This is a genomic window from Streptomyces sp. SAS_272 (genome assembly GCF_052543235.1).
In genome coordinates this window covers 26520-46291 of record NZ_JBMNDR010000031.1, presented here as the reverse complement: position 1 = coordinate 46291, position 19772 = coordinate 26520, and the positions used below count along the sequence as shown (strand labels likewise).

The 19772-nt window shown below is 73.1% G+C and carries 17 protein-coding genes and 1 pseudogene; 9 read left to right on the top strand and 9 right to left on the bottom strand.

From position 1 onward, the window contains the following. Positions 1-32: 32 nt before the first annotated feature. Entirely contained in the window at positions 33-857 is an 825-nt protein-coding gene (locus ACN6LD_RS19150; RefSeq protein ID WP_319196015.1) for an amidohydrolase family protein, read from the top strand. Positions 858-869: 12 nt separating this feature from the next. Here the strand turns inward: ACN6LD_RS19150 and ACN6LD_RS19145 are convergent, their stop codons facing one another. After that, complete coding sequence (locus ACN6LD_RS19145) at positions 870-2291, bottom strand: lipase maturation factor family protein (RefSeq protein ID WP_445043814.1); 1422 nt, start codon at positions 2289-2291, stop codon at positions 870-872. Between the two features lie 215 nt (positions 2292-2506). Between ACN6LD_RS19145 and ACN6LD_RS19140 the strand changes: the two genes are divergently transcribed. From ACN6LD_RS19140 to ACN6LD_RS19130, 3 genes are all read left to right on the top strand, one after another. Further along, positions 2507-2938, top strand: coding sequence for a hypothetical protein (locus ACN6LD_RS19140; RefSeq protein WP_445043813.1), 432 nt, complete (start codon positions 2507-2509; stop codon positions 2936-2938). Positions 2939-3001: 63 nt separating this feature from the next. Continuing rightward, the gene (locus ACN6LD_RS19135) at positions 3002-5089 is read left to right on the top strand and encodes a SpoIIE family protein phosphatase (protein ID WP_445043812.1); all 2088 of its coding nucleotides are present in this window, start codon (positions 3002-3004) and stop codon (positions 5087-5089) included. Positions 5090-5111: 22 nt separating this feature from the next. Further along, the gene (locus tag ACN6LD_RS19130) at positions 5112-5975 is read left to right on the top strand and encodes an Fpg/Nei family DNA glycosylase (protein ID WP_319196021.1); all 864 of its coding nucleotides are present in this window, start codon (positions 5112-5114) and stop codon (positions 5973-5975) included. A 239-nt stretch (positions 5976-6214) separates the two neighbouring features. Here ACN6LD_RS19130 and ACN6LD_RS19125 read toward each other — a convergent pair whose 3' ends face one another. The 3 genes from ACN6LD_RS19125 to ACN6LD_RS19115 all read right to left on the bottom strand — a co-directional run bounded on the left by ACN6LD_RS19125 (position 6215) and on the right by ACN6LD_RS19115 (position 8245). Beyond that, entirely contained in the window at positions 6215-6883 is a 669-nt protein-coding gene (locus ACN6LD_RS19125) for a zf-HC2 domain-containing protein (RefSeq protein WP_319196022.1), read from the bottom strand. A gap of 141 nt (positions 6884-7024) precedes the next feature. Then, positions 7025-7540, bottom strand: a complete 516-nt coding sequence (locus tag ACN6LD_RS19120) for a hypothetical protein (protein WP_319196024.1) — start codon at positions 7538-7540, stop codon at positions 7025-7027. 156 nt (positions 7541-7696) lie between these two features. Beyond that, positions 7697-8245, bottom strand: a complete 549-nt coding sequence (locus tag ACN6LD_RS19115) for a sigma-70 family RNA polymerase sigma factor (RefSeq protein WP_319196025.1) — start codon at positions 8243-8245, stop codon at positions 7697-7699. 222 nt (positions 8246-8467) lie between these two features. Here ACN6LD_RS19115 and ACN6LD_RS19110 point away from each other — a divergent pair, with 222 nt between their 5' ends. After that, positions 8468-9619 carry a CapA family protein gene (locus tag ACN6LD_RS19110; protein ID WP_445043837.1) on the top strand — a complete coding sequence of 384 codons (1152 nt, stop codon included), beginning with the start codon at positions 8468-8470 and terminating at the stop codon, positions 9617-9619. A 136-nt stretch (positions 9620-9755) separates the two neighbouring features. Here ACN6LD_RS19110 and ACN6LD_RS19105 read toward each other — a convergent pair whose 3' ends face one another. Further along, positions 9756-10229: a universal stress protein gene (locus tag ACN6LD_RS19105; protein WP_319197798.1), complete on the bottom strand. Its 474-nt coding sequence runs from the start codon at positions 10227-10229 to the stop codon at positions 9756-9758. A gap of 86 nt (positions 10230-10315) precedes the next feature. Here ACN6LD_RS19105 and lysX point away from each other — a divergent pair. Further along, positions 10316-13541, top strand: a pseudogene (lysX, locus tag ACN6LD_RS19100) (bifunctional lysylphosphatidylglycerol synthetase/lysine--tRNA ligase LysX). Between the two features lie 121 nt (positions 13542-13662). Continuing rightward, on the top strand, positions 13663-14502 hold the full coding sequence (locus ACN6LD_RS19095; RefSeq protein WP_445043811.1) for a polysaccharide deacetylase family protein: 840 nt from the start codon (positions 13663-13665) through the stop codon (positions 14500-14502). Positions 14503-14531: 29 nt separating this feature from the next. On the opposite strand, the gene ACN6LD_RS19090 is transcribed toward ACN6LD_RS19095, so the two are convergent. Beyond that, positions 14532-15203: a class F sortase gene (locus tag ACN6LD_RS19090; RefSeq protein WP_319198044.1), complete on the bottom strand. Its 672-nt coding sequence runs from the start codon at positions 15201-15203 to the stop codon at positions 14532-14534. A 333-nt stretch (positions 15204-15536) separates the two neighbouring features. Here ACN6LD_RS19090 and ACN6LD_RS19085 point away from each other — a divergent pair, with 333 nt between their 5' ends. Then, on the top strand, positions 15537-16043 hold the full coding sequence (locus ACN6LD_RS19085) for a hypothetical protein (protein WP_319198042.1): 507 nt from the start codon (positions 15537-15539) through the stop codon (positions 16041-16043). Between the two features lie 89 nt (positions 16044-16132). Here the strand turns inward: ACN6LD_RS19085 and ACN6LD_RS19080 are convergent, their stop codons facing one another. From ACN6LD_RS19080 to ACN6LD_RS19070, 3 genes are all read right to left on the bottom strand, one after another. Next, the gene (locus ACN6LD_RS19080) at positions 16133-16666 is read right to left on the bottom strand and encodes a hypothetical protein (RefSeq protein ID WP_445043810.1); all 534 of its coding nucleotides are present in this window, start codon (positions 16664-16666) and stop codon (positions 16133-16135) included. 239 nt (positions 16667-16905) lie between these two features. After that, entirely contained in the window at positions 16906-17670 is a 765-nt protein-coding gene (locus tag ACN6LD_RS19075) for a bestrophin-like domain (protein WP_319198039.1), read from the bottom strand. A gap of 22 nt (positions 17671-17692) precedes the next feature. Then, on the bottom strand, positions 17693-18292 hold the full coding sequence (locus ACN6LD_RS19070; RefSeq protein WP_445043809.1) for a hypothetical protein: 600 nt from the start codon (positions 18290-18292) through the stop codon (positions 17693-17695). 340 nt (positions 18293-18632) lie between these two features. Here ACN6LD_RS19070 and ACN6LD_RS19065 point away from each other — a divergent pair, with 340 nt between their 5' ends. Further along, positions 18633-19619: an SCO0930 family lipoprotein gene (locus ACN6LD_RS19065; protein WP_445043808.1), complete on the top strand. Its 987-nt coding sequence runs from the start codon at positions 18633-18635 to the stop codon at positions 19617-19619. Positions 19620-19772 lie beyond the last annotated feature (153 nt).

The following is a 19772-nucleotide window of genomic DNA, read 5'->3' as shown; positions in this document are numbered from 1 at the left end:
GCCGTCCCCGCTCCCCTCGTCCGGGAGCCGGTGTGAGCGTCGACGCGCACCACCACGTCTGGGACCTGTCGGTGCGCGACCAGGACTGGATCGCCGAAGGCAGCCCGCTGCGGCGGGACTTCGGCGTCGGCGACCTGGCGCCCGAGGCCCGCGCGGCAGGGGTCGACCGCACGGTCCTCGTCCAGACGGTCACCGTGGCCGAGGAGACGCCCGAGTTCCTCGCGCTCGCGGCGGGGAGCGACCTGATCGCGGGCGTCGTCGGCTGGACCGACCTGACCCGACCGGACGTCGCCGACGAACTGGCCCGGCTGCGGGAGCTGCCCGGCGGCCGGTACCTCAAGGGGATCCGGCACCAGGTCCAGGGCGAGAGCGACCCGGAGTGGCTGCTGCGGGCCGACGTGCAGCGAGGGCTGGCCGCAGTCGCCGACGCCGGTCTCGTCTACGACCTGGTGGTGCTGCCCGGCCAGCTGCCGGCCTGCGTCCGTGCGGCGGCCGCGCTGCCCGGACTCACCTTCGTGCTGGACCACCTGGGCAAGCCGCCCATCGCCGCCGGGGCGCTGGAGCCCTGGGCGCGCGACGTCCGGGCGCTCGCCGCCCTGCCCCACACGGTCTGCAAGCTCTCCGGCATGGTGACGGAGGCCGACCCGGCGTCCTGGACCATCGACGACCTGCGCCCGTACGCGGACACGGTGCTGCAGGCCTTCGGCCCGGCCCGGCTGATGTTCGGCTCGGACTGGCCGGTGTGCACGGTGGCCGCGTCGTACGGCGAAGTCGTGGACCTCGCACGGCGGCTGACCGACCCGCACGACCACGTCCAGATCTTCGAGACCACCGCGGCCCGCGTCTACGGCCTGTGAGCCGCGCCGCGTCTACGGCCTGCGGGCCGAGTTCGCGAGCCGGGTCGGCGGCAGGTACTCGCGCACATACGTCCGCTCCCAGCACGCGCCCGTCTCCCGCAGCTCACGCCAAGTCGTGAACCGGTAGCGGAACAGACGGGCGCGGACGTGGTGCGGGGGCTCGCCGGGCGGGAACGGGGAACGGCGCAGCAGCTTCAGCGTGTCGCGGTCGCCTTCCAGCAGCCGTTCCACCAGGGCGGCGAACCACGCCCCGGCGTAGGCGGGGGAGAGCGCCGCGAACCACATCATCCAGTCCAGGCGCAGATGGTAGGGGGCGAACTGGCGCGGCCAGCGCCGCGGATCGCCCGGCTTGCCCTTGAACTCGTACTCCCGCCAGTCGGAGTCCTCGCGGGGCGCGGTGTCGCGCGTGCCCTCGACCACCACCTCGTAGCGGATCCGGCTGACGCTGCCGAACGCGCCGTAGGTGTTGACCAGGTGGAGCGGATCGAAGGACCGGTTCATCACCTGCCGGCGGGAGAGCATGTTGAGCACCGGGCGGTGGCTGAGGAACAGCAGCACGGCGGCCACGGCGAGCACGATGACCTCGTACCAGAGCGGGGCGTCGGGGCCCGGACCGTGGTCGGAGGGGAGAGCCAGCGCCGGGACTGCCAGGACGACGGTGATCCAGTTGAGCCAGGAGAAGTTGCCCGACAGCACCAGCCACAGCTGGGTGAGGATCATCAGCGCGGCGGCCGCCGTCGCCACCGGCTGCGGGGCGAACAGCGCGAACGGCACGACGAGTTGGGTGAGGTGGTTCGCCGCCGCCTCGACGCGGTGCAGGGGCTTGGGCAGGCGGTGGAAGAACCAGCTCAGCGGGCCGGGCATCGGCTGCGTCTCGTGGTGGTGGTAGAGGCAGGTCAGCTTCCGCCAGCAGGCGTCCCCCCGCATCTTGATCAGGCCCGCGCCGAACTCGACCCGGAACAGGAGCCAGCGGATCAGGAAGAGGACGACGACCGGCGGGGCCACCTCGTCGTTGCCCAGGAACACCGCGAGGAAGCCGGTCTCCAGCAGCAGGGACTCCCAGCCGAACCCGTACCAGGTCTGGCCCACGTTGACGATCGACAGGTACAGCGCCCACGGCACGAGCCACAGTGCCATCGCCGCCCAGAGCGGCAGCAGCCCGTCGACGCCGGCCAGCAGCGCCGCCGACACCGCGCACCCCGTCCACGCACAGCCCGCGAAGAACCGGTCGGAGTAGCGCAGCTGGAACAGGCTGGGCGCCCGCCGGAAGGGCGCCTGCTCGACGAACCGGGGCACCGGCAGCATTCCCCGTTCCCCGAGCAGCGCCCGGAACTGCAGCGCCGTGGCCAGGAACGCGACCACGTACAGGCCCGCCAGGGCGCGCTGGAAGACCAGCCGGCTCAGCCAGTAGTCGGGTGCGGTGAACCACTCCACGGCCGTGCGCTCCTTCGCTCAGGTCCTGTCCCTTCCCGGTCGGTCCTCCCCGGTCCTGTCCCTTCCCGGTCGGCCCCCCTCCGGCCCTGGCTCTCCCCGGCCGACTCGTCACGGTAGGTGTCCGCTCGCTCCGCTTGCGTGACCCGTGCGGGCCAAGCAGACAATAGTGGGCGAACCACTTCGGTTCGATCCGTTCGGACGATGCGGAGCACGTGGTGCGACTACCCACAGCCACTCTCCTCACCGCCTGCGCGCTCTCGGCGGCGCTCGTCGTCGCCTGCCGCGGCGGCGAGGCGGCGAACCACACGATGCCGGGATCGGACGTCGTCCTCCCGGCCGCCGAGGGCCGCGCCCTCTTCGACGACCCCTTCGCGGACGGCTCGGGCCCCGACGCCGACGGCGCGGACGCGGACGGGCCGGAGCTCGACCGCGGCCTCGACCCCGGCTCTTTCGACCCCGACGCGATCGGCCCCGAGACCGTGCCCGAGGTGCCCGACCTGCCCGACGGCGGCGGGCTGATCCCGGACGGGCCCGACGAGTCCGACGAGTCGGGCGAGCTCGGCGAGCCGTACCGGTCCGGCGGTTCCGGCGTGCCCGACCGGCCGGACGCCGTCTTCGGCAGTCCCGTCGACATCGCCCTGGGCTGACCGTGGCCGCGGGTCCGGCGCTCACCGGTCGAATAATCGGGCAAATCCTGGCAAGGTGGGCCCATGGCTGATCGGGGAGCGAGAGCCCTTTCACTCCCGGACGACTGGCCCGCCCACCCGGACCCGATCCTGGCGCTCAATCGCATGGGCGGCTTCGACTGGGACCTGGACTCCGGTGTGCTCCAGATGGACGCCCGGGCCCACGAGATCTTCGATCTGCGGCCGGACGAGTACGACGGCAACCCGGCGTCGCTCGCCCTGCGGGTTCCGCCCAACGAGGGCATCCGCCTGGACGAGCTGGTCTCCCAGGCCATCAAGGACGGCAGCGAGAACTACGGCGCCTACTTCCGCCTGCGACTGCGCGACGGCGCCCTGCGCTGGACCCACACCCAGGGCTACATCCGGCGCGACGGCACCGGCCGGCCGCGCCGGATCGTCGGCATCGTCCGGGACGCCACCGACGAGCTGCACGATCTCGCCGACCGCCACGAGGCGGCCGCACTCGACGACGCGCGCCGCGAGCAGACCAACGTCGTCCAGCTCACCACCGCGGCCCTCGCGCACGCCCGCACCGTCCAGGACGTCATCGACGTCCTCAAGGACACCCACGGCCTCACCCACCTGGGGGCGACCAGCCTCGTCATGGGCCTGGTCGAGGCCGGCCGGATCCGGCTGATCGCCGAGGGACCGGAGGGCAGCTTCGTGCCCGGCACGCTGGTCACCCGGATCGACGAGCCGTATCCGATGAGCGAGGTGGTGCGGACCCTCACCCCCCGTTTCATCGAGTCGCCCGAGGAGTTCGCCGGCGGCTACCCCGTGCTGTGGCCGCACCTCACCGACCTGAGGATCACCTCGGCGGCCTATCTGCCGCTCATCGTGCAGGCCCGTCCGATCGGCGCGATGGGGCTGCTCTACAGCGACCGTCACGGCTTCACCCCCGAGGAGCGCAACATCCTCGTCGCCCTCGGCTCCAGCATCGCGCAGAGCCTGCAGCGGGCCATGTTCTACGAGCAGGAGAAGGACATCGCCCAGGGCCTCCAGCAGGCCATGCTCCCGCGCACCATTCCCAGTGTGCGCGGCGCCGAGGTGGCCGTCCGCTATCGCGCCGCCACCATAGGCGGCGCGAACGGCCGGGACATCGGCGGCGACTGGTACGACGTGATCCCGCTGCCCGGCGGCCGGGTCGGCGCGGTCATCGGCGACGTCCAGGGCCACGACACGCACGCGGCCGCCGTCATGGGGCAGCTGCGCATCGTGCTGAGGGCCTACGCGGCCGAGGGGCACACCCCGGCGGCCGTGATGGCCCGGGCCTCCGTCTTCCTGCACGAGCTCGACACCGACCGCTTCGCGACCTGCCTGTACGCGGAGGCGGACCTGTCCACCGGGGTCGTCCAGCTGGTCCGCGCCGGGCACATCGAGCCCCTGCTGCGCGGCCCGGACGGGAACTGCCGGCGCGTTCCGGTGCCAGGGGGGCTGCCGCTCGGCCTGTCCGCCGAGTTCGGCAGTCTCGGGTACCCGGTCGGCACGGTCGAGCTCGATCCCGGGCACACCCTGCTGATGTGCACCGACGGCCTGGTGGAGCAGCCCGGCGCCGACCTCGACGACGGCATGCAGACCCTTGCCGCCTTCATCGCCGCGGGCCCCGAGGACGTCCGCGAACTCGCCGACCGGCTCATCGAGATCGCCGAGGAGCGCGGCGGGGACGACGACGTGGCCCTGCTGCTGCTGCGCCGGCGCGGCCCGGACAACCCGCAGTCCGGCAACCGCCTCCAGCAGCATGTGGCTCCCGGCGATCCGGAGGCCCTCACCGAGGCCCGGCACATGATCCGCGCCGCCGTCCGCTCCTGGGGGGCCCGGGACCGCTCCGACGAGATCGAGCTGGTCGCCGACGAGCTGGTCACCAACGCCCTCATGCACACCGAGGGCGCGGCGATCGTCACTCTGCGCGCGCTGACCGGCGGCGACCGCCGGCTCCGCGTGGAGGTCGAGGACTCCTCCAGCGCGCTGCCGCGCCGCCGCGACGCCGGCGAGTCGGGCGTCTCCGGCCGCGGCCTGCTCCTGGTGGACCTGCTCACCGACGGCTGGGGAGTGGAGGCCCGGGGCGGCGGCAAGTGCGTGTGGTGCGAGTTCGTCGTGCACGAGCACCACTGAGCCCGCGTGGCACTCTGGACGTATGCCGGAACTTCCCGAGGTGGAAGCCCTCAAGGACTTCCTGGCCGAGCATCTGGTCGGCCACGAGATCGTGCGCGTGCTGCCCGTCGCGATCAGCGTGCTGAAGACGTACGACCCGCCCGTCACCGCCCTGGACGGGCAGGAGGTCACCGCCGTGCACCGGCACGGCAAGTTCCTCGACCTGACGACCGCGGACGGCCTGCACCTCGTCACCCACCTCGCCCGCGCGGGCTGGCTGCACTGGAAGGACCGCCTCCCCGACGGCCCGCCCCGCCCCGGCAAGGGCCCCCTCGCCCTGCGGGTCGCCCTGGAGACGGGTGCGGGCTTCGACCTCACCGAGGCCGGCACCCAGAAGCGCCTCGCCGTGTACGTCGTCCGAGATCCGCAGGAGGTGCCCGGCGTCGCCCGGCTGGGCCCCGACCCGCTCGCCGCCGACTTCGACGAGGCCCGCTTCGCCGCCCTGCTCGCGGGAGAACGCCGTCAGCTCAAGGGCGCCCTGCGCGACCAGAGCCTGATCGCCGGCGTCGGCAACGCGTACAGCGACGAGATCCTGCACGCCGCGAGAATGTCCCCCTTCAAGCTGGCGGCCTCCCTGACGCCGGAGGAGATCCACGCCCTCCACGAGGCCCTGCGCACGACACTGACGGAGGCCGTCGAACGCTCGCGGGGCCTGGCGGCGGGGCGGCTGAAGGCCGAGAAGAAGAGCGGTCTGCGCGTCCACGGCCGTGCCGGCGAACCGTGTCCGGTGTGCGGCGACACCGTCCGGGAGGTCTCCTTCAGCGACTCCGCGCTCCAGTACTGCCCCACCTGCCAGACGGGCGGCCGGCCACTGGCGGACCGGAGAATGTCCCGGCTGCTCAAGTAGCCGGCCGAGGCGGGCCGTTCGGAGGACTCCGGCGGTCGTTGCGCGCCTGCGCGGCGCGGCAGGGGCGGGGCTGCTCGCCGCGGTGCGCGCTTCCCGCCGGCACCGCATCGGCATCCGGCGCGGCAAGGGGCGCCGGTAGGTGGACCGGGTCCGTCTGCACTCCGCCCGGGGCGGCGGCGGGAGCGGCTCTCATGTGCTGGTGAGACGGCGCCGGAGTGACCTGAACTCACTCCGGCCGGTCACTGCACGGGGAGCGTCACCAGGTGTTCGCCGCCGGCCGTGCGCAGCTCGTAGCGGGCGATCTCGTCGGGGTGCCAGGCCGCCGCGCCCTGCATGGTGTTGGGGCGGGCGTCGTGCAGGGGGACGTTCCAGCTGGTGACGGTCTGCTCGGAGCCGTCGCGACCGACGGCGATCAGACGGCAGGAACGCGGGCCCGCGCCGTCCTTGACCTCCAGCCGCACATGGCTGCCCCATTCCTCGTCCTCGGTGGTGACCTGGGCCCACACCCCGGACTTCTCGTCCGTCGCGGTGACCCGCACGGCGTTCGCGCCGTCGTCGCCACCGCTGCCGCCGCCCGCCATCATCGCGATCACGGGGCCGGCGAGGGCCACCACCACGGAGGCGGCCACGGCGTACAGCACGCGCCGGCGCACCGCACGGTGCCGGGTCGCCACCTCGGCGAGCAGCCGGTCCAGCAGCTGCGGACCGGGCCCGGCGAAGGGGTGCACGGCGCGCGGGGTGGCACGCCGGTACAGCATCATCTGCCGTGCGGTGGGGCCGAACTCGGTGACCTGTGCCGCACACTGAGGACACTCCATGAGGTGGTCCTCGAAGCGGAAAGCCTCTGCTTCGTCCAGCACGCCGAGCGCGTACGCGCCGACGTCGCGATGCCTTTCCAGGGACCTCATGCCGAAACCTCGTGCCGTTGAGTGCCAGTGGGGTTACTCCTTGCTCCCACCGGTACGCACCTGGCAGACGAATCACTCAAGCCGCGTACCGAATCGTGACCCAGATGTTCGGAGCGGTCCGGCCCGCGGATTGGTGCGAGTCTAGAAAAGATGAATCGCCAGGTGGCCGAGTGGCAACCCGAGCTGCCAGGCGGGCGTCCAGACCTTTGGCCCGTCGTCCTCGCCGGCGCCGACGGAGCCGCCCGGCACCGCGTTGAGGTCGGGAGCGAGCAGCTCCGTCTCCTCCAGCCAGCGCCAGGCCGCGGCGGCGAGTTCCAGATCGGGATCGGGCCCCTCCGACGCGGACGCCTCGTCCGTCAGTTGTGACATACGTGCGCCGACCCACTCCTGCCACGGCTGGTCGTACGCCGTGAGCGAAAGCCAGGTCTCCAGTTGGGTCACGACCCGGATCCCGGGCAGCTCGCCGTCGGTGTCGGACAGGAAGATCGTCAGTGCCAGGGCGTCACGCCCGGCGCGGAACTCGAAGGACGTCGGCGGCATGAGCTCACCGGTCCGCAGCAGTTCGTCGGCGATGTACTCGGCGTACAACCAGGCCATGGGGACGGTCAGTTCGCCGCCGCCGGTGCCGTCCGTGCTCTGGTGCCCTCTGTGCAGCATCCCTTCCTGCCTTCCTCCGGTGCGTGCGCTTCGCCCGTCGCCGGGACGCTGGAGACCCGCTTCCCGGACCCGTCCGGAACACGGATAAGGACACCCGATTACCCAACGGGGGTCCTCGGCAAGGCGCTTTGCGAAGGCTTGACCCGACCGTGGGTTTCAGTGCAGGTCGGCCGCGTATCCCGGAAGCACCCGGCGCAGGGCGCGCAGCGCGTAGTACGCGCGGGACTTCACGGTACCGGGCGGGATGCCGAGCGTTTCGGCGGCCTCCGCCACACTCGCCCCTCGGAAATACACCAGCACCAGGACTTCACGGTGCTGCGGAGTGAGAGTCTTCACAGCCTCGCGCACATCGAGGGTCGCGGCCGCCCGCTCGGCGTGGTCGGCGCAGACCGGCGCGTTCTCCAGCACCGCGTCGCCGACCTCGGCGGGACGGGCCTGGCGGGCCCGCCGGGCGTCGATCGCGAGCCGCCGGCCGACGGTGAGCAGCCAGGGCCGCACGGAGTCGAAGGCGTCGGCGCGCAGCGCCTCGGGGTGCTGCCAGGCGCGGACCAGAGTCTCCTGGACCAGATCCTCGGCGCGCTGGCGGTCGCCGTCGCACAGCCGCAGCAGCAGCGCGAAGAGCGGCCGGCCGTGCTCGCGCTGGAGCGCGGCGAGCTCGTGTTCGGCGGTCGTCGTCCGGGCGTTGAGGGCGGCGGTGGCGGTCATGGGCGTATGGCATCGCAAGGGGCGGGTTCGAGACAGGGCGCGCACAGGGGTCTGCGGCGGACGGTCGATCGCGTCGGCGAACGGTTCGACGAACGGTCCCGGCTACGCCGATCGCGGGCATCGCCCGTGGACGAAGGGAGTGCCGCGTCGGTCGGCCGTCTCGCATCGACTAGTAGTGAGACATGCATAAATATGACAATTCGGATGAACTGGGGTGATCCGGTGATCGCGCGCAGACATCAGGTGGCCCTGGCCCTGACGGTCGTCCTCACCGCGGCCGCCGCCTGCCAGAGCCAGGACCACCGGCCGGGAGAACGGCCCGGACGCCCGGCGCCCGCCGGCGCCCGCGGCTTCACCCTCGTCGCCTCGGGCGACATCCTTCCGCACACCACCGTCATCGACCGCGCCCGCTTCGACGGCGGCGGCGTCGCCTACGACTTCCGCCCCATGCTCGCGGGGATCGCACCCGTCGTCTCCCGTGCCGACGTCGCCCTGTGCCACATGGAGACGGTGTACGGCGCGAACGGCGACTACACCGGCTACCCCGCCTTCAAGTCCCCGCCCGAGATCGCCGCCGCCCTCGCCGCCACCGGCTACGACGGCTGCTCCACCGCCTCCAACCACAGCCTCGACGACGGAGCCGCCGGCGTGCAGCGCACCCTGGACGCGCTCGACGCCGCCGGCGTGCGGCACGCGGGCACCGCGCGCACCGAGGCCGAGGGCAACTCGGTCACCCTGCTGCGCGCGGGCCCGGCCCGCGTCGCCCACCTCGCCTACACCTACGACACCAACGGCTACCCCCTCCCGCCCGGGCAGCCCTGGACCGTCGACCTGATCGACGAGAGCCGCATCATCGCCGACGCCAAGGTGGCCCGGAAGGCGGGCGCGGACGTGGTGGTCGTCTCCGTGCACTGGGGCACCGAGTGGCAGGACGCCCCGGACGACCGCCAGCTCACCCTCGCCCGCACGCTCACCGCCTCCCGCACCGACGGCCGCCCCGACATCGACCTGATCCTCGGGACCCACGCCCACGTTCCCCAGGCCTACGAGAAGGTCAACGGCACATGGGTCGTCTACGGCATGGGCGACCAGATCGCCGGTGAGATGTTCAACCACCAGGGGGCCCAGGACGCGCGCGGCAACGAGTCCACCGTCGCCCGCTTCACCTTCGCCCCGCCCGCCCGGGCCGGAGGCCGCTGGGAGGTGCGCAAGGCCGAGTTCGTGCCGCAGATGTTCGACGTCGACGCGGGACGGGTCGTCGACCTGAACAAGGCCCTCGCCCAGGGCGCCGGCGTCCAGGGAGTGCGCGACCGGATCAGGGACGTCGTCCTCAGCAGGGGCGCGGCCGAGGACGGGCTGGTGATGGGGGAGTAGCGAGGAGTGCTGCGGCGTGGTCCCACACCCGGGTCACGGCCGGCCCCCGGTCATCCGCCCGGAGCCCGGTCATCCGCCCGGAGCCCCGGGTCAGCGGCCGGAAGACCGGTGAACCCGGCCGGACCGGGACGGCGGGCTACGGCACGACCGTCACCGGCCACCGGCCCGCCTTCACCAGCCGCACCGCGACCGAACCCACGATCCGGTGCCCGGCCTGCTCGGAGGCGCCCACCACCACCGCGTCCGCCTTCAGCTCGTCCGCCGCCCTCGCCAGGCCGCCGTAGGGATCGCCGCGGAAGGTGTGGAACTCCCAGCGCACGTCGAATATCCCCCGCGTCCGCTCGGTGGCCTCGCGGATCTGGGCGACCAGGTCCTCGGCGACGGCGTCGGTCGTCTCCGCGACCGGCACGCCCAGCGCGGCGCCCGCCGTCATCACCGGCTGCACGTACACCACGGCGAGCAGCGCGTGCTGGCGGCGGGCCAGCCCGCCGGCGTAGGCCGCCGCGCGCAGCGAGGAGTCCGATCCGTCCACGCCGACGAGGACGACCTTGGGACCGTCGGTACCTCGCTCGAACTGGTGCGCGGGCTGCTGCGAGTGCTGTTCCGTCACGGCCCGAGGCTATCGGAAGCCCCAGGTCCCGCCGGTGCCGGGCTGCCCGACGGGCGACCCGGCCCAGGTGTTCCTACAGTCGGAACATGAGTGCCACCGTGGAGCGCACCGCGGCCGACCGCACCACGCGCCCGGCCCCGCGGCCGGCGGCCCGCGTCCTCACCCGGGTCCCCGAGACGTTCGCGGCCTTCTTCGGCGCCCTCGGCCTGCTGTGCGTCCTGCTGGCGCTGATCCCGCCGCTGCGCCGCCTGCTGCGTCCCGTCGTCCGCTTCCTCGACCTGCTCATCGTCCCGGTCAGCGCCAACCTGGCCTACGCCGTCTTCCTCTTCCTGCTGGCCGCCGCCACCGCCGCCCGCAAGAAGGTCGCGTGGTGGCTGGTCGTCGTCTACCTGGGGCTCCTCGTCCTCACCGACGTCCTCGGCGTGGCCGTCGGCCTGTACGCGCAGTCGGTCCCGTCCCTGGTGGTCTGCGCGCTCGCGCTGGCCCTGCTCGTCCTCGCCCGCCGCGAGTTCTACGCCGCCTCCCGCCGGGCGGCCCTCCGGCGGGCGCTCGCCGTGCTGTTCGTGGGGCTCGGCCTCGCGATCCTCGCCGGCTGGGGCCTCGTCGAGGCGTTCCCCGGCACCCTCCCCGCCGGCCAGCGCCTCGGCTGGGCCGCCAACCGGGTCCTGGGGGGCCTGGTCTCCGCCGGCTCCTTCGACGGCCGCCCGCCCCGCGCCCTGTTCTTCCTGCTCGGGCTCTTCGGGGCCCTCGCCCTGCTCAACGCCGCCGCCGTGCTGTTCCGTTCACAGCGCATGGAAGCGGCCCTGCACGACGACGAGGAGACCCGTATCCGGGCCCTGCTGAAGGCGTACGGCGCACAGGACTCGCTCGGCTACTTCGCCACCCGGCGTGACAAGGCCGTCGTCTTCTCGCCCAGCGGCAAGGCCGCCGTCACCTACCGGGTCGAGGCCGGCGTCTGCCTGGCCAGCGGCGACCCCGTCGGCGACCGCGAGGCCTGGCCGCACGCCATCGCCGCCTGGCTGGACGCGGCCCGCCGGCACGCCTGGGCCCCCGCGGTCATGGGCGCGTCGGAGGACGGCGCCAAGGCCTTCGCGCGCGCCGGGCTCGGAGCGCTGCAACTGGGCGACGAGGCCATCCTGCACGTCGCCTCCTTCGACCTCGGCGGCCGCGAGATGCGGGTGACCCGGCAGGCCGTCAACCGGGTCCGCCGCACCGGCGCCACCTGCCGCGTACGCCGCCACTCGGCCCTCACCGACCGGGAGACGGAGGACGTGGTCGACCGTGCCGACGCCTGGCGCGACACCGAGACCGAACGCGGCTTCTCGATGGCCCTGGACCGCCTCGGCGACCCCGCCGACGCCGACTGCCTCCTCGTCGAGGCCCTGGACGGCGACGGCCGCCCCCAAGCTCGGCGTGCGCCGGATCTCGCTGAACTTCGCCGTCTTCCGCTCGGCTTTCGAGGAGGGCGCCCGCATCGGCGCCGGACCGGTCCTGCGGCTGTGGCGCCGACTGCTGCTGTTCTTCTCCAAGTGGTGGCAGCTGGAGGCGCTCTACCGCTCCAACGCCAAGTACCGGCCCGAGTGGTACCCCCGCTTCCTGTGCTACGGCGACGCCGGCTCCCTGGCGCGGGTGGGCCTGGCCTCCGGCATCGCCGAGGGCTTCGTGTCCGTGCCCTCCCTGCGCAAACTCTGGGGCAAGCGGCGCCCGAAGGGCGGGCCCCGCCCCGCCACCACCGAAGGCCTGCCGTCACTGGCGGCGCTCGGCCTCGACGGAGGGGACGAGGCCGGACGGAGCGGTCCGGACGCGGGCCTGCCCGACCAGGTCCGCGTCCGGCGCCGCACCCTCGACCGGCTGCGTGCCCGGGGCGCCGACCCCTACCCCGTCGGCGTCCCGGCGCGCACTCACACGCTCGCCGAGGTCCGCGCCCTCGCCGGCGACGGAGAGACGGTCACCGTCGCCGGCCGGATCATGCGCGTACGCGACTTCGGCGGCATCGTCTTCGTGACCCTGCGCGACTGGTCGGGCGACCACCAGCTCGCCCTCACCCGCGACGCCCTCGGCTCCGGCGACGCCCCCGGTTCCGCGGCCGCCGGCCGCTCCGGGGGTCCGGCGGAACGCGCAGGCTCCCTCGGAGACTTCCGGGCCGACACCGACCTCGGCGACCACCTCTGCGTCACCGGGACGGCAGGCGTCAGCGACAAGGGCGAGCCGACCGTCTTCGCGACGGCCTGGCAGCTCACCGCCAAATGCCTGCGCCCCCTTCCCGACAAGCGCCGCGGCCTGACCGACCCCGAGGCCAAGGTCCGCATGCGCCATCTCGACCTGGTGGCCGGCCCCGCCGCCCGCGACGTCGTCCGCGCCCGCTCGACCGCCGTCCAGGCCCTGCGCCAGGGGCTGCTGCAGCGCGGCTACCTCGAGGTCGAGACGCCCATGCTCCAGCAGATCCACGGCGGCGCCAACGCCCGGCCCTTCACCACCCACATCAACGCCTACGACCTCGACCTGTATCTGCGCATCGCCCCCGAGCTGTATCTGAAGCGGCTGTGCGTCGGCGGTCTGGAGAAGGTCTTCGAGATGGGCCGCACCTTCCGCAACGAAGGCGTCTCCTACAAGCACAACCCCGAGTTCACGATGCTCGAGGCCTACCAGGCGTACGCCGACTACGACGAGATGCTCCGTCTGGCCCGCGAGCTGATCCAGGGCGCGGCCACGGCCGCCTTCGGCTCACCGGTCGTCCACAAGGACGGGCGCGAGCACGACATCTCGGGGGAGTGGCCGGTGCGAACGGTCCACGGCGCCATCTCCGAGGCGCTCGGCGAGGAGATCGACGCCGACACGGAGCTGGCGGCCCTGCAGCGGCACTGCGACCGCGCCGGCGTCCCGTACACAGCGGACGACGGCACGGGCGACGTCGTCCTGGAGATGTACGAGCGGCTCGTCGAGGAGAGGACCCTGCTGCCGACCTTCTACAAGGACTTCCCCACCGACGTCTCCCCGCTCACCCGGCAGCACCGTCTCGACCCGCGTCTCGCCGAACGCTGGGACCTCGTCGCCTTCGGCACCGAACTCGGCACGGCGTACTCGGAGTTGACCGACCCGGTCGAGCAGCGTCGGCGGCTGACCGAGCAGTCTCTGCTGGCCGCCGGCGGTGACCCCGAGGCGATGGAGCTCGACGAGGACTTCCTCGACGCCCTGGAGTACGCGATGCCGCCGACCGGCGGCCTCGGCATCGGCGTCGACCGCCTGGTCATGTTCCTCACCGGGCTCACCATCCGCGAGACCCTGCCGTTCCCGCTGGTGCGGCACCGCTGAGCGGCCGCCGGCGCAGTGCCTGGCATCGACCGGCGCCGTGCTGCGCCGGGCGGGTGGAATCATGCCGCCGGTCCGGTGTCGGCAGGGTGGGTCGGGGGCCGGTCGGGCGACTGATGACTGCATGAAGAAGGAGCAGTTGTTCACGCGGCGCCGGGCGTTGCTCGCCGGCGCCGCCGCCGTCGGAGCGGTCGGCACGGCCGGAGTGTTCGCATGGGGCGACAAGGGCGAGCCCGTCGGGGCCGCCGTCCCCGCCGCGGGCGCCCAGGCGCGCAGCCTCCCGCTGAAGCCCTCCGCCTACCGTCTCCAGCCGCTGACCGGCTACGGCCCACCGCGCGCCGCCCCCGCCCGCACCCCGGTGCGCCGCGAACCCCTGCTGCGGATGACCGGCCGCGGCCGCACCATGGTGCTGACCTTCGACGACGGACCAGACCCCCACTACACCCCCGGCATCCTCGACACGCTGGCCGAGTACGACGTGCGCGCGACGTTCTTCGTGTGCGGCGAGATGGCCGTCGACAACCAGGACCTGCTGGCGCGGATGGCCGACGAGGGCCACGTCGTCGGCAACCACACCTGGTCCCATCCGCTGCTCACCAGACTGACCCGCGGTCAGATCCGCTCCGAGATGTCCCGCACCAGCGACGTCATCGAGGAGGGGTACGGGGAGCGGCCCCGCTGGTTCCGCGCCCCCTACGGCGCGTGGAACCGCGCCGCCTTCCAGTTCGGCGCCGAACTGGGCATGGAACCGCTCGCCTGGACGGTCGACACCCTCGACTGGACCACCCCCGGCACCGGCGCGATCGTCGACCGGGTCGAGAAGGGAGCCGCCCCCGGCGTCGTGGTGCTCTCGCACGACGCCGGGGGCGACCGCAGCCAGAGTGTGCGGGCGCTGCGCAGATACCTGCCGCAGCTTCTGGACTCCGGCTACCACCTCACGCTGCCGCACTCGCAGCACGCCTGAAGCGGGTCCGCCCGCCCGGCCGGGTCCGCTCAGCGGACCTCGACCAGGCGGGCGAAGGCGACGACGTTGCCGTCGTATCCGTTCGCCTTGGAGAAACCGCCGCCGCAGGTGATGACCCGCAGTTCCGGCGATCCCTTCGAGGCATAGACGCGGTCGCCGGGGAAGTTGTTCTTCGCGAACACCTCGATGCCGTAGATCTCGAACACCGCCGTCTTTCCGTCCTTGCGTGACACCTCGACGCGGTTTCCCTTTTTGAGTGCGCCGAGGCCGTAGAAGACCGCGGGGCCGAGTTTGTTGTCGACATGACCGACGACGACCGCCGTCCCCTTCTCGCCCGGCGAGACACCGCCGGTGAACCAGCCGGCGAGATTCGGGTCCTCCGGCGGCGGCGCTCCCACCCAGCCGTCCGTGTCGAGGCCGACCGCCATGACCGGCGCGTCGACCCGGATGGCGGGGATCCGCACCCGGTCCGGCTCGGCGTAGGGCAGGGCGGCCGCCGTCCGTCCGAAGACGTCGCCGGCGGTCCGGCCGTCCGCGGCAGCGGCCGAGGCCGGCTGCGGCGGGCCGATGTCGAACTCTCCCGACCCGTTCCGGATGAGCGCGAGACCGGTCAGCAGAACAAGCGCTATCACGCCCCAGGGTGCGCGCTTCCGCCGCCGCTCCTCCTCTTCCGCCACCTCGGACAGCTCGTACGCAGACATTCGCCATCCCCTTTCGACACGGCCGTCGCCGCGTCCTTTCGCGCATACGAGAACGCTAAGCGCCGCGACGTGAACCGGCGACGGGGCAACGGCGAACGGGTGGCCCCGGCTTCGTCCGGTGCGCCATCCGAGTTGACGACGGCAGATATTTTCTGACGGTCCGTGACCTGCGGCGATATCCGATTGTGTGCATATCGCTCGGCGTGTCCGCTCACCAGGACGGACCATTCCCGAAATGCGGGCGCCCGCACGGCGTCCGAGGGTCGGTCCGGGAGGTGCTTTCTCGCCGACATGCCGGGGACGGGACCCGGGGCGCCTTCCGCGGAGGATCACATGCGTACCACTCGTGCTCTGGCGGCTTCGGCGGTCTCCGCCGCCGCGGCCGCCGCCCTCGCTCTCACCGCCCCCGCAGCCGTCGCCCGCGACGGCATGGGCGCCAACCCCAGCAACATCGTCGTCCTGCCCGCCGTCATCGCCCGCGGCGGCCAGCTCACGATCACCGTCGACGGCTGCCCGGGCGGCGGCGCCGTGACCTCGGCCGCGTTCCCGCAGGCCCAGCTGACGCCGATCAACGGCGCCAACCAGACCGCCAGGGGCACCGCCACCGTCAACGACACCGCCCGTCCCGGCGCCTACGACGTCACCGTCAACTGCTCCGGCCGTACCCTGACCCGCCCGGCCGCCTTCACCGTCATCGGCGGTGTCCGCGGCGGCCTCGGCGGCAGCAGCACCAGCGGCGCCACCCCCACCGACGTCGCGATCGGCGGCGGGCTCGTCGCCGCGGCGGTGGTCGGCGGCGGGCTGTTCTGGATGCGGCGCCGCGCCGAGCGTCGCATCTGACGTCCCGCCGCCGAGCGGACGGCGCGTCACCCAGGACTTCGCCCCGGACCTGCTGGGATCCGGGGCGAAGCCCCGTGCGCTGTGAGTTGTCAGCCGCCGTCCTCACGCGTGCGCCGCCGCGCGACGCGGTAGGCGGCCCCGACGGAGCCCGCGACGAGCGCCGCGCCCAGCCCGATCTCCTGGAGGTCGAACCCGGCGAAGCTGCCGCCCTCGCCGGCGTGCACACCCCGGGGCGGCTGCGGGCGCAGGGGATCCGGGCGGACGGCGGCGATCGTCAGCTCCTTGACGGCGCTCACGCCGCCGCAGTCGAAGGTCACCCGGTACGAGGCGCCCGGCTTCGCGTCCCGGTCGACCCGTGCCACCGCCGACGTGGAGCGCTTCGGGATGTCGACGGTGTCGAACACCCCCGACGTGACCGTCACGGCGCTCCGGCAGCCGCTGGTGACGCGGTCCACCTGGAGGACGACATCGCCGCCCGCGGCGACCGTCGAGGGCAGCACCCGGTAGCCGTTGGACATGACGTAGTGGTCGTCGTCGCCGTCGCTCGCGACGGCGGCCGGTGCGAAGCAGGTCAGGGCGGTGACGCCCAGCAGAGCGGCCGAAGCGACGCGTATCGCGCGCATGGAGGATCCTCCGGTCTTCGAGGAGCAGCTGCGGACCTGTTCCGCTTTCTCCGGCAATGCTCCTCGATGACCGAAACGCTAGGAACGTGTGTGCGCTCCCGCGATCGCTGTCGCGCGAATGGGGCACGGGCGTGGGCCGCACGGGGGAAGCCGTTCCTGCAACCGGGGGACGGCGGCGGCGTGGCGGCCGTCCCCCGGCGGGTGGACGTGGGGGTGAGCGGGCGTCAGCCCCGAGGGCCTCAGCCACCGATTCCCGGGAACAGGCGGAGGAACGGTTCCGCCGACGCGGTGACACCACGGCTGTACGGCGCGTCGAAGTCCCAGATGAGGAAGAGCAGGAAGGCGATGAGCGCGGAGAACAGCCCGGCCAGGACCAGTTCGCGGGTGGTGCGCCGGATCTGCAGCGCGAACACCATGCCGATGGTGATGACGGCCCCCGCCAGCAGCCCGAACCACACCACGCCGGGCATGGTCGCCCCCGTCGACTCGGCGCGGGCGTTGCGCGCCTGGTCGGCCGCGGCCAGCTGGTCGAGCAGCGGCTGGTAGGCCTGCGCCTGGAAGTCGGAAGCCGGCTGGTGGTCGGTGACGTCCACCCGGACCTGGTGGAGGAGCTCGTCGCCGCGCCGGCTCACCTCGCCGCCTTCGGCCATCTCCTTCCACTCCGTGGTGACGACGTGTCCGACATAGGCGTTGACATCCGCTCGAATACGGTCACGAACGTCCGCCGGGTAGACGCGCACCCGCTCGGAGATCTCGTGCAGCGCCTGCGCCTCGGCCTGCACGTGGTCCTGGGCGACGCTGCGCGCCTCCCAGACGCCGGCGATGGCCAGACCGAGGACGATGGCGTACACCACGCCGATCCACATCGTCATGTACTCGATGACGTCCGGGGTCTCCGAGGGGTCCTCGTCCTCGGGCGCCCTGCGGTGCCGTACGAGGGTGATGACGACCACCACCGCGCAGGCGGCGAGCATCGCGAGGGTGAGAACAAGCCATTCCGGCAAGGAAAGCCTCCAGGATCGGCATTCAGCGCGGTCGCAGCGCGGCGACGGCGATCAGCGCGGGCACGGTGACGAGCAGGACGTAGGTGACCGGCGACTGGCCCCCGCGGGAGGGCCGCTGACGCGCTGTCGCGTGGTACGCCGGGTAGGTCACCGGAGCCGCCGAGGGACGCGGGGGCGCCGGCTCGGGGGTGCGGGCCGGCGCGGGCGCCGGCGGGGGTGTGGGGGCCGGCCGCGGAAGCGGCGCGGCGCGGCGCGGCGGCGCGGGCGCCGGTGGTTTCGGGCGCGGCTTCGGCGCCGGAGGCCGGGGCGCCGGGGGCGGCGGCTCGGGGGCCGGCTTCGGGGGCGGGGCGGGCGTGGGGGGCGGCGTCGGTTCGGGCGGTTCGGGCGTCGGCGGCGTCGGCGGCTCGGGCGGCGGGGTGGGCTGCGGGCACACCGGGGAGCCCTCCCACCCGTAACTCCCCGCGACGGCCACCGCGTCGGTGCCGTCCGGGCCGGTCGAGGCGTACGCGCACGCGTCGGCCGTCGCCAGGCCGGCCGGGACGGCCGCGAGGATCCAGACCGCGGTCACCAGGGCCAGACCTCGTGTGACGAGGGCGGATCGGGTCGGTTCGGGTCCATGCACGACGGAGATCATGCGGCCTCCAGCGGCGACCGGAGTTCTCGCCCGGCGGGGATTGCCCCGAACGGGGGAAGAGCGGCTCCCCGGGTTTGCCGGGTGGTGCGTTCGCTTATGCGGGCCGTCGTCCGTCTGTGCGATCGGCGAGGCGATCGACGCGGTCCGGGCAGGTGAGGGCGCCCGGTCCGGGGCCGTCGGGAGCGGCCCATGACGGACCGCGTCACAGGTCGTGGAAAGAAATTTGTGCCGCGGTTGAGCACAACGGACCTCCGCGTGCGTACCCAGTGTCGTGCGGTGGCGCAGCAGGGCGCCGCAACACTTTGGGAGGATCGGGGAGTTGTTGACGATGAAGACCACCTGGCGGAGCGCCTCACTCGCGGCTGGCACCGTGGCCGTACTGGCGCTGACGACGGCGTGCGGATCGGAAAGCGGCACGTCAGCGTCGAGCCAGAACGTCGGGGCCACGGCTCCGGCCGGTGGCATCGGGGGCGTCGGCAGCGGTTACGGCCAGGTCGGCGCCAGCGCGAGCGCCGCGCCCGGCGGCGTCGGTTCGGGCACCGGAGCGCAGGGCGGTTCGACGGGCGAGCTGGCCGTCACCGCGAACCCGGAACTGGGCAAGATCCTCACCGACGGCGCCGGCAAGACCCTCTACCGCTTCGACGCGGACACCGCGGAACCCCCGAAGTCGAACTGCGACGGCGACTGCGCGACCGCCTGGCCGCCGGTTTCGGCCGACGACGCGAGCGCCGGCGACGGCATCGACAAGTCGCTGCTCGGCGAGATCACCCGCTCCGACGGCAGCAAGCAGCTGACCGTGGGCGGCTGGCCCGCCTACTACTACGCCAAGGACGCCAACCCCGGCGACACCACCGGGCAGGGCGTCGGCAACAAGTGGTTCGCGCTGGCTCCCGACGGCAAGAAGGCCAAGGGCGGCGGGGGCGGCGGCGGGGGCGGCGATGCCGCTCAGGCCGGGCTGTCCGTCCGCAAGGACCCGAACCTCGGCGACATCGTCGTCGACAAGAACGGCATGACCGTCTACCGGTTCCTGAAGGACAAGGCGTGGCCCAAGCCGGTGTCGAACTGCAACGGCCCGTGCCTGGAGAAGTGGCCGGCGGTGGCGCCGGTCGAGGCGAACGACACCAAGGGCGTCCAGAAGAAGGGCCTGATGAGCTTCACCCGTGGCGACGGCGTCAAGCAGCAGACGGTCAACTGCTCGCCGATCTACACCTTCTCCGGTGACAAGTCTCCCGGCGACATCAACGGTCAGGGCGTGGGCGGCACGTGGTACGCCGTCGCGCCCGACGGGAAGCTGGTCGGAGCGCCGGGGCAGTAGGAACGCCTCCCCAGGGCCGGTTCCCGCAGCTGTCCCCTCGCGCACGACCCGTTGGTCCGCCCCCTCCGCGCCGCACGGAGGGGGCGGACCGCTGTGCTTGTCGGGCCCCCTCTTCCTGTGCGTAGAATTCGGCCGCCCTCCGGGCCGCTTCCG

Coding starts and splice junctions, on each gene's coding strand:
- ACN6LD_RS19065 (WP_445043808.1), top strand. CDS start 18,633: ATGAAGACCACCTGGCGGAGCGCCTCACTCGCGGCTGGCACCGTGGCC.
- ACN6LD_RS19115 (WP_319196025.1), bottom strand. CDS start 8,245: ATGACCGCCACCGCCGCCCTCAACGCCCGGACGACGACCGCCGAACAC.
- ACN6LD_RS19085 (WP_319198042.1), top strand. CDS start 15,537: ATGCGTACCACTCGTGCTCTGGCGGCTTCGGCGGTCTCCGCCGCCGCG.
- ACN6LD_RS19095 (WP_445043811.1), top strand. CDS start 13,663: ATGAAGAAGGAGCAGTTGTTCACGCGGCGCCGGGCGTTGCTCGCCGGC.
- ACN6LD_RS19080 (WP_445043810.1), bottom strand. CDS start 16,666: ATGCGCGCGATACGCGTCGCTTCGGCCGCTCTGCTGGGCGTCACCGCC.
- ACN6LD_RS19090 (WP_319198044.1), bottom strand. CDS start 15,203: ATGTCTGCGTACGAGCTGTCCGAGGTGGCGGAAGAGGAGGAGCGGCGG.
- ACN6LD_RS19120 (WP_319196024.1), bottom strand. CDS start 7,540: ATGCTGCACAGAGGGCACCAGAGCACGGACGGCACCGGCGGCGGCGAA.
- ACN6LD_RS19125 (WP_319196022.1), bottom strand. CDS start 6,883: ATGAGGTCCCTGGAAAGGCATCGCGACGTCGGCGCGTACGCGCTCGGC.
- ACN6LD_RS19130 (WP_319196021.1), top strand. CDS start 5,112: ATGCCGGAACTTCCCGAGGTGGAAGCCCTCAAGGACTTCCTGGCCGAG.
- ACN6LD_RS19135 (WP_445043812.1), top strand. CDS start 3,002: ATGGCTGATCGGGGAGCGAGAGCCCTTTCACTCCCGGACGACTGGCCC.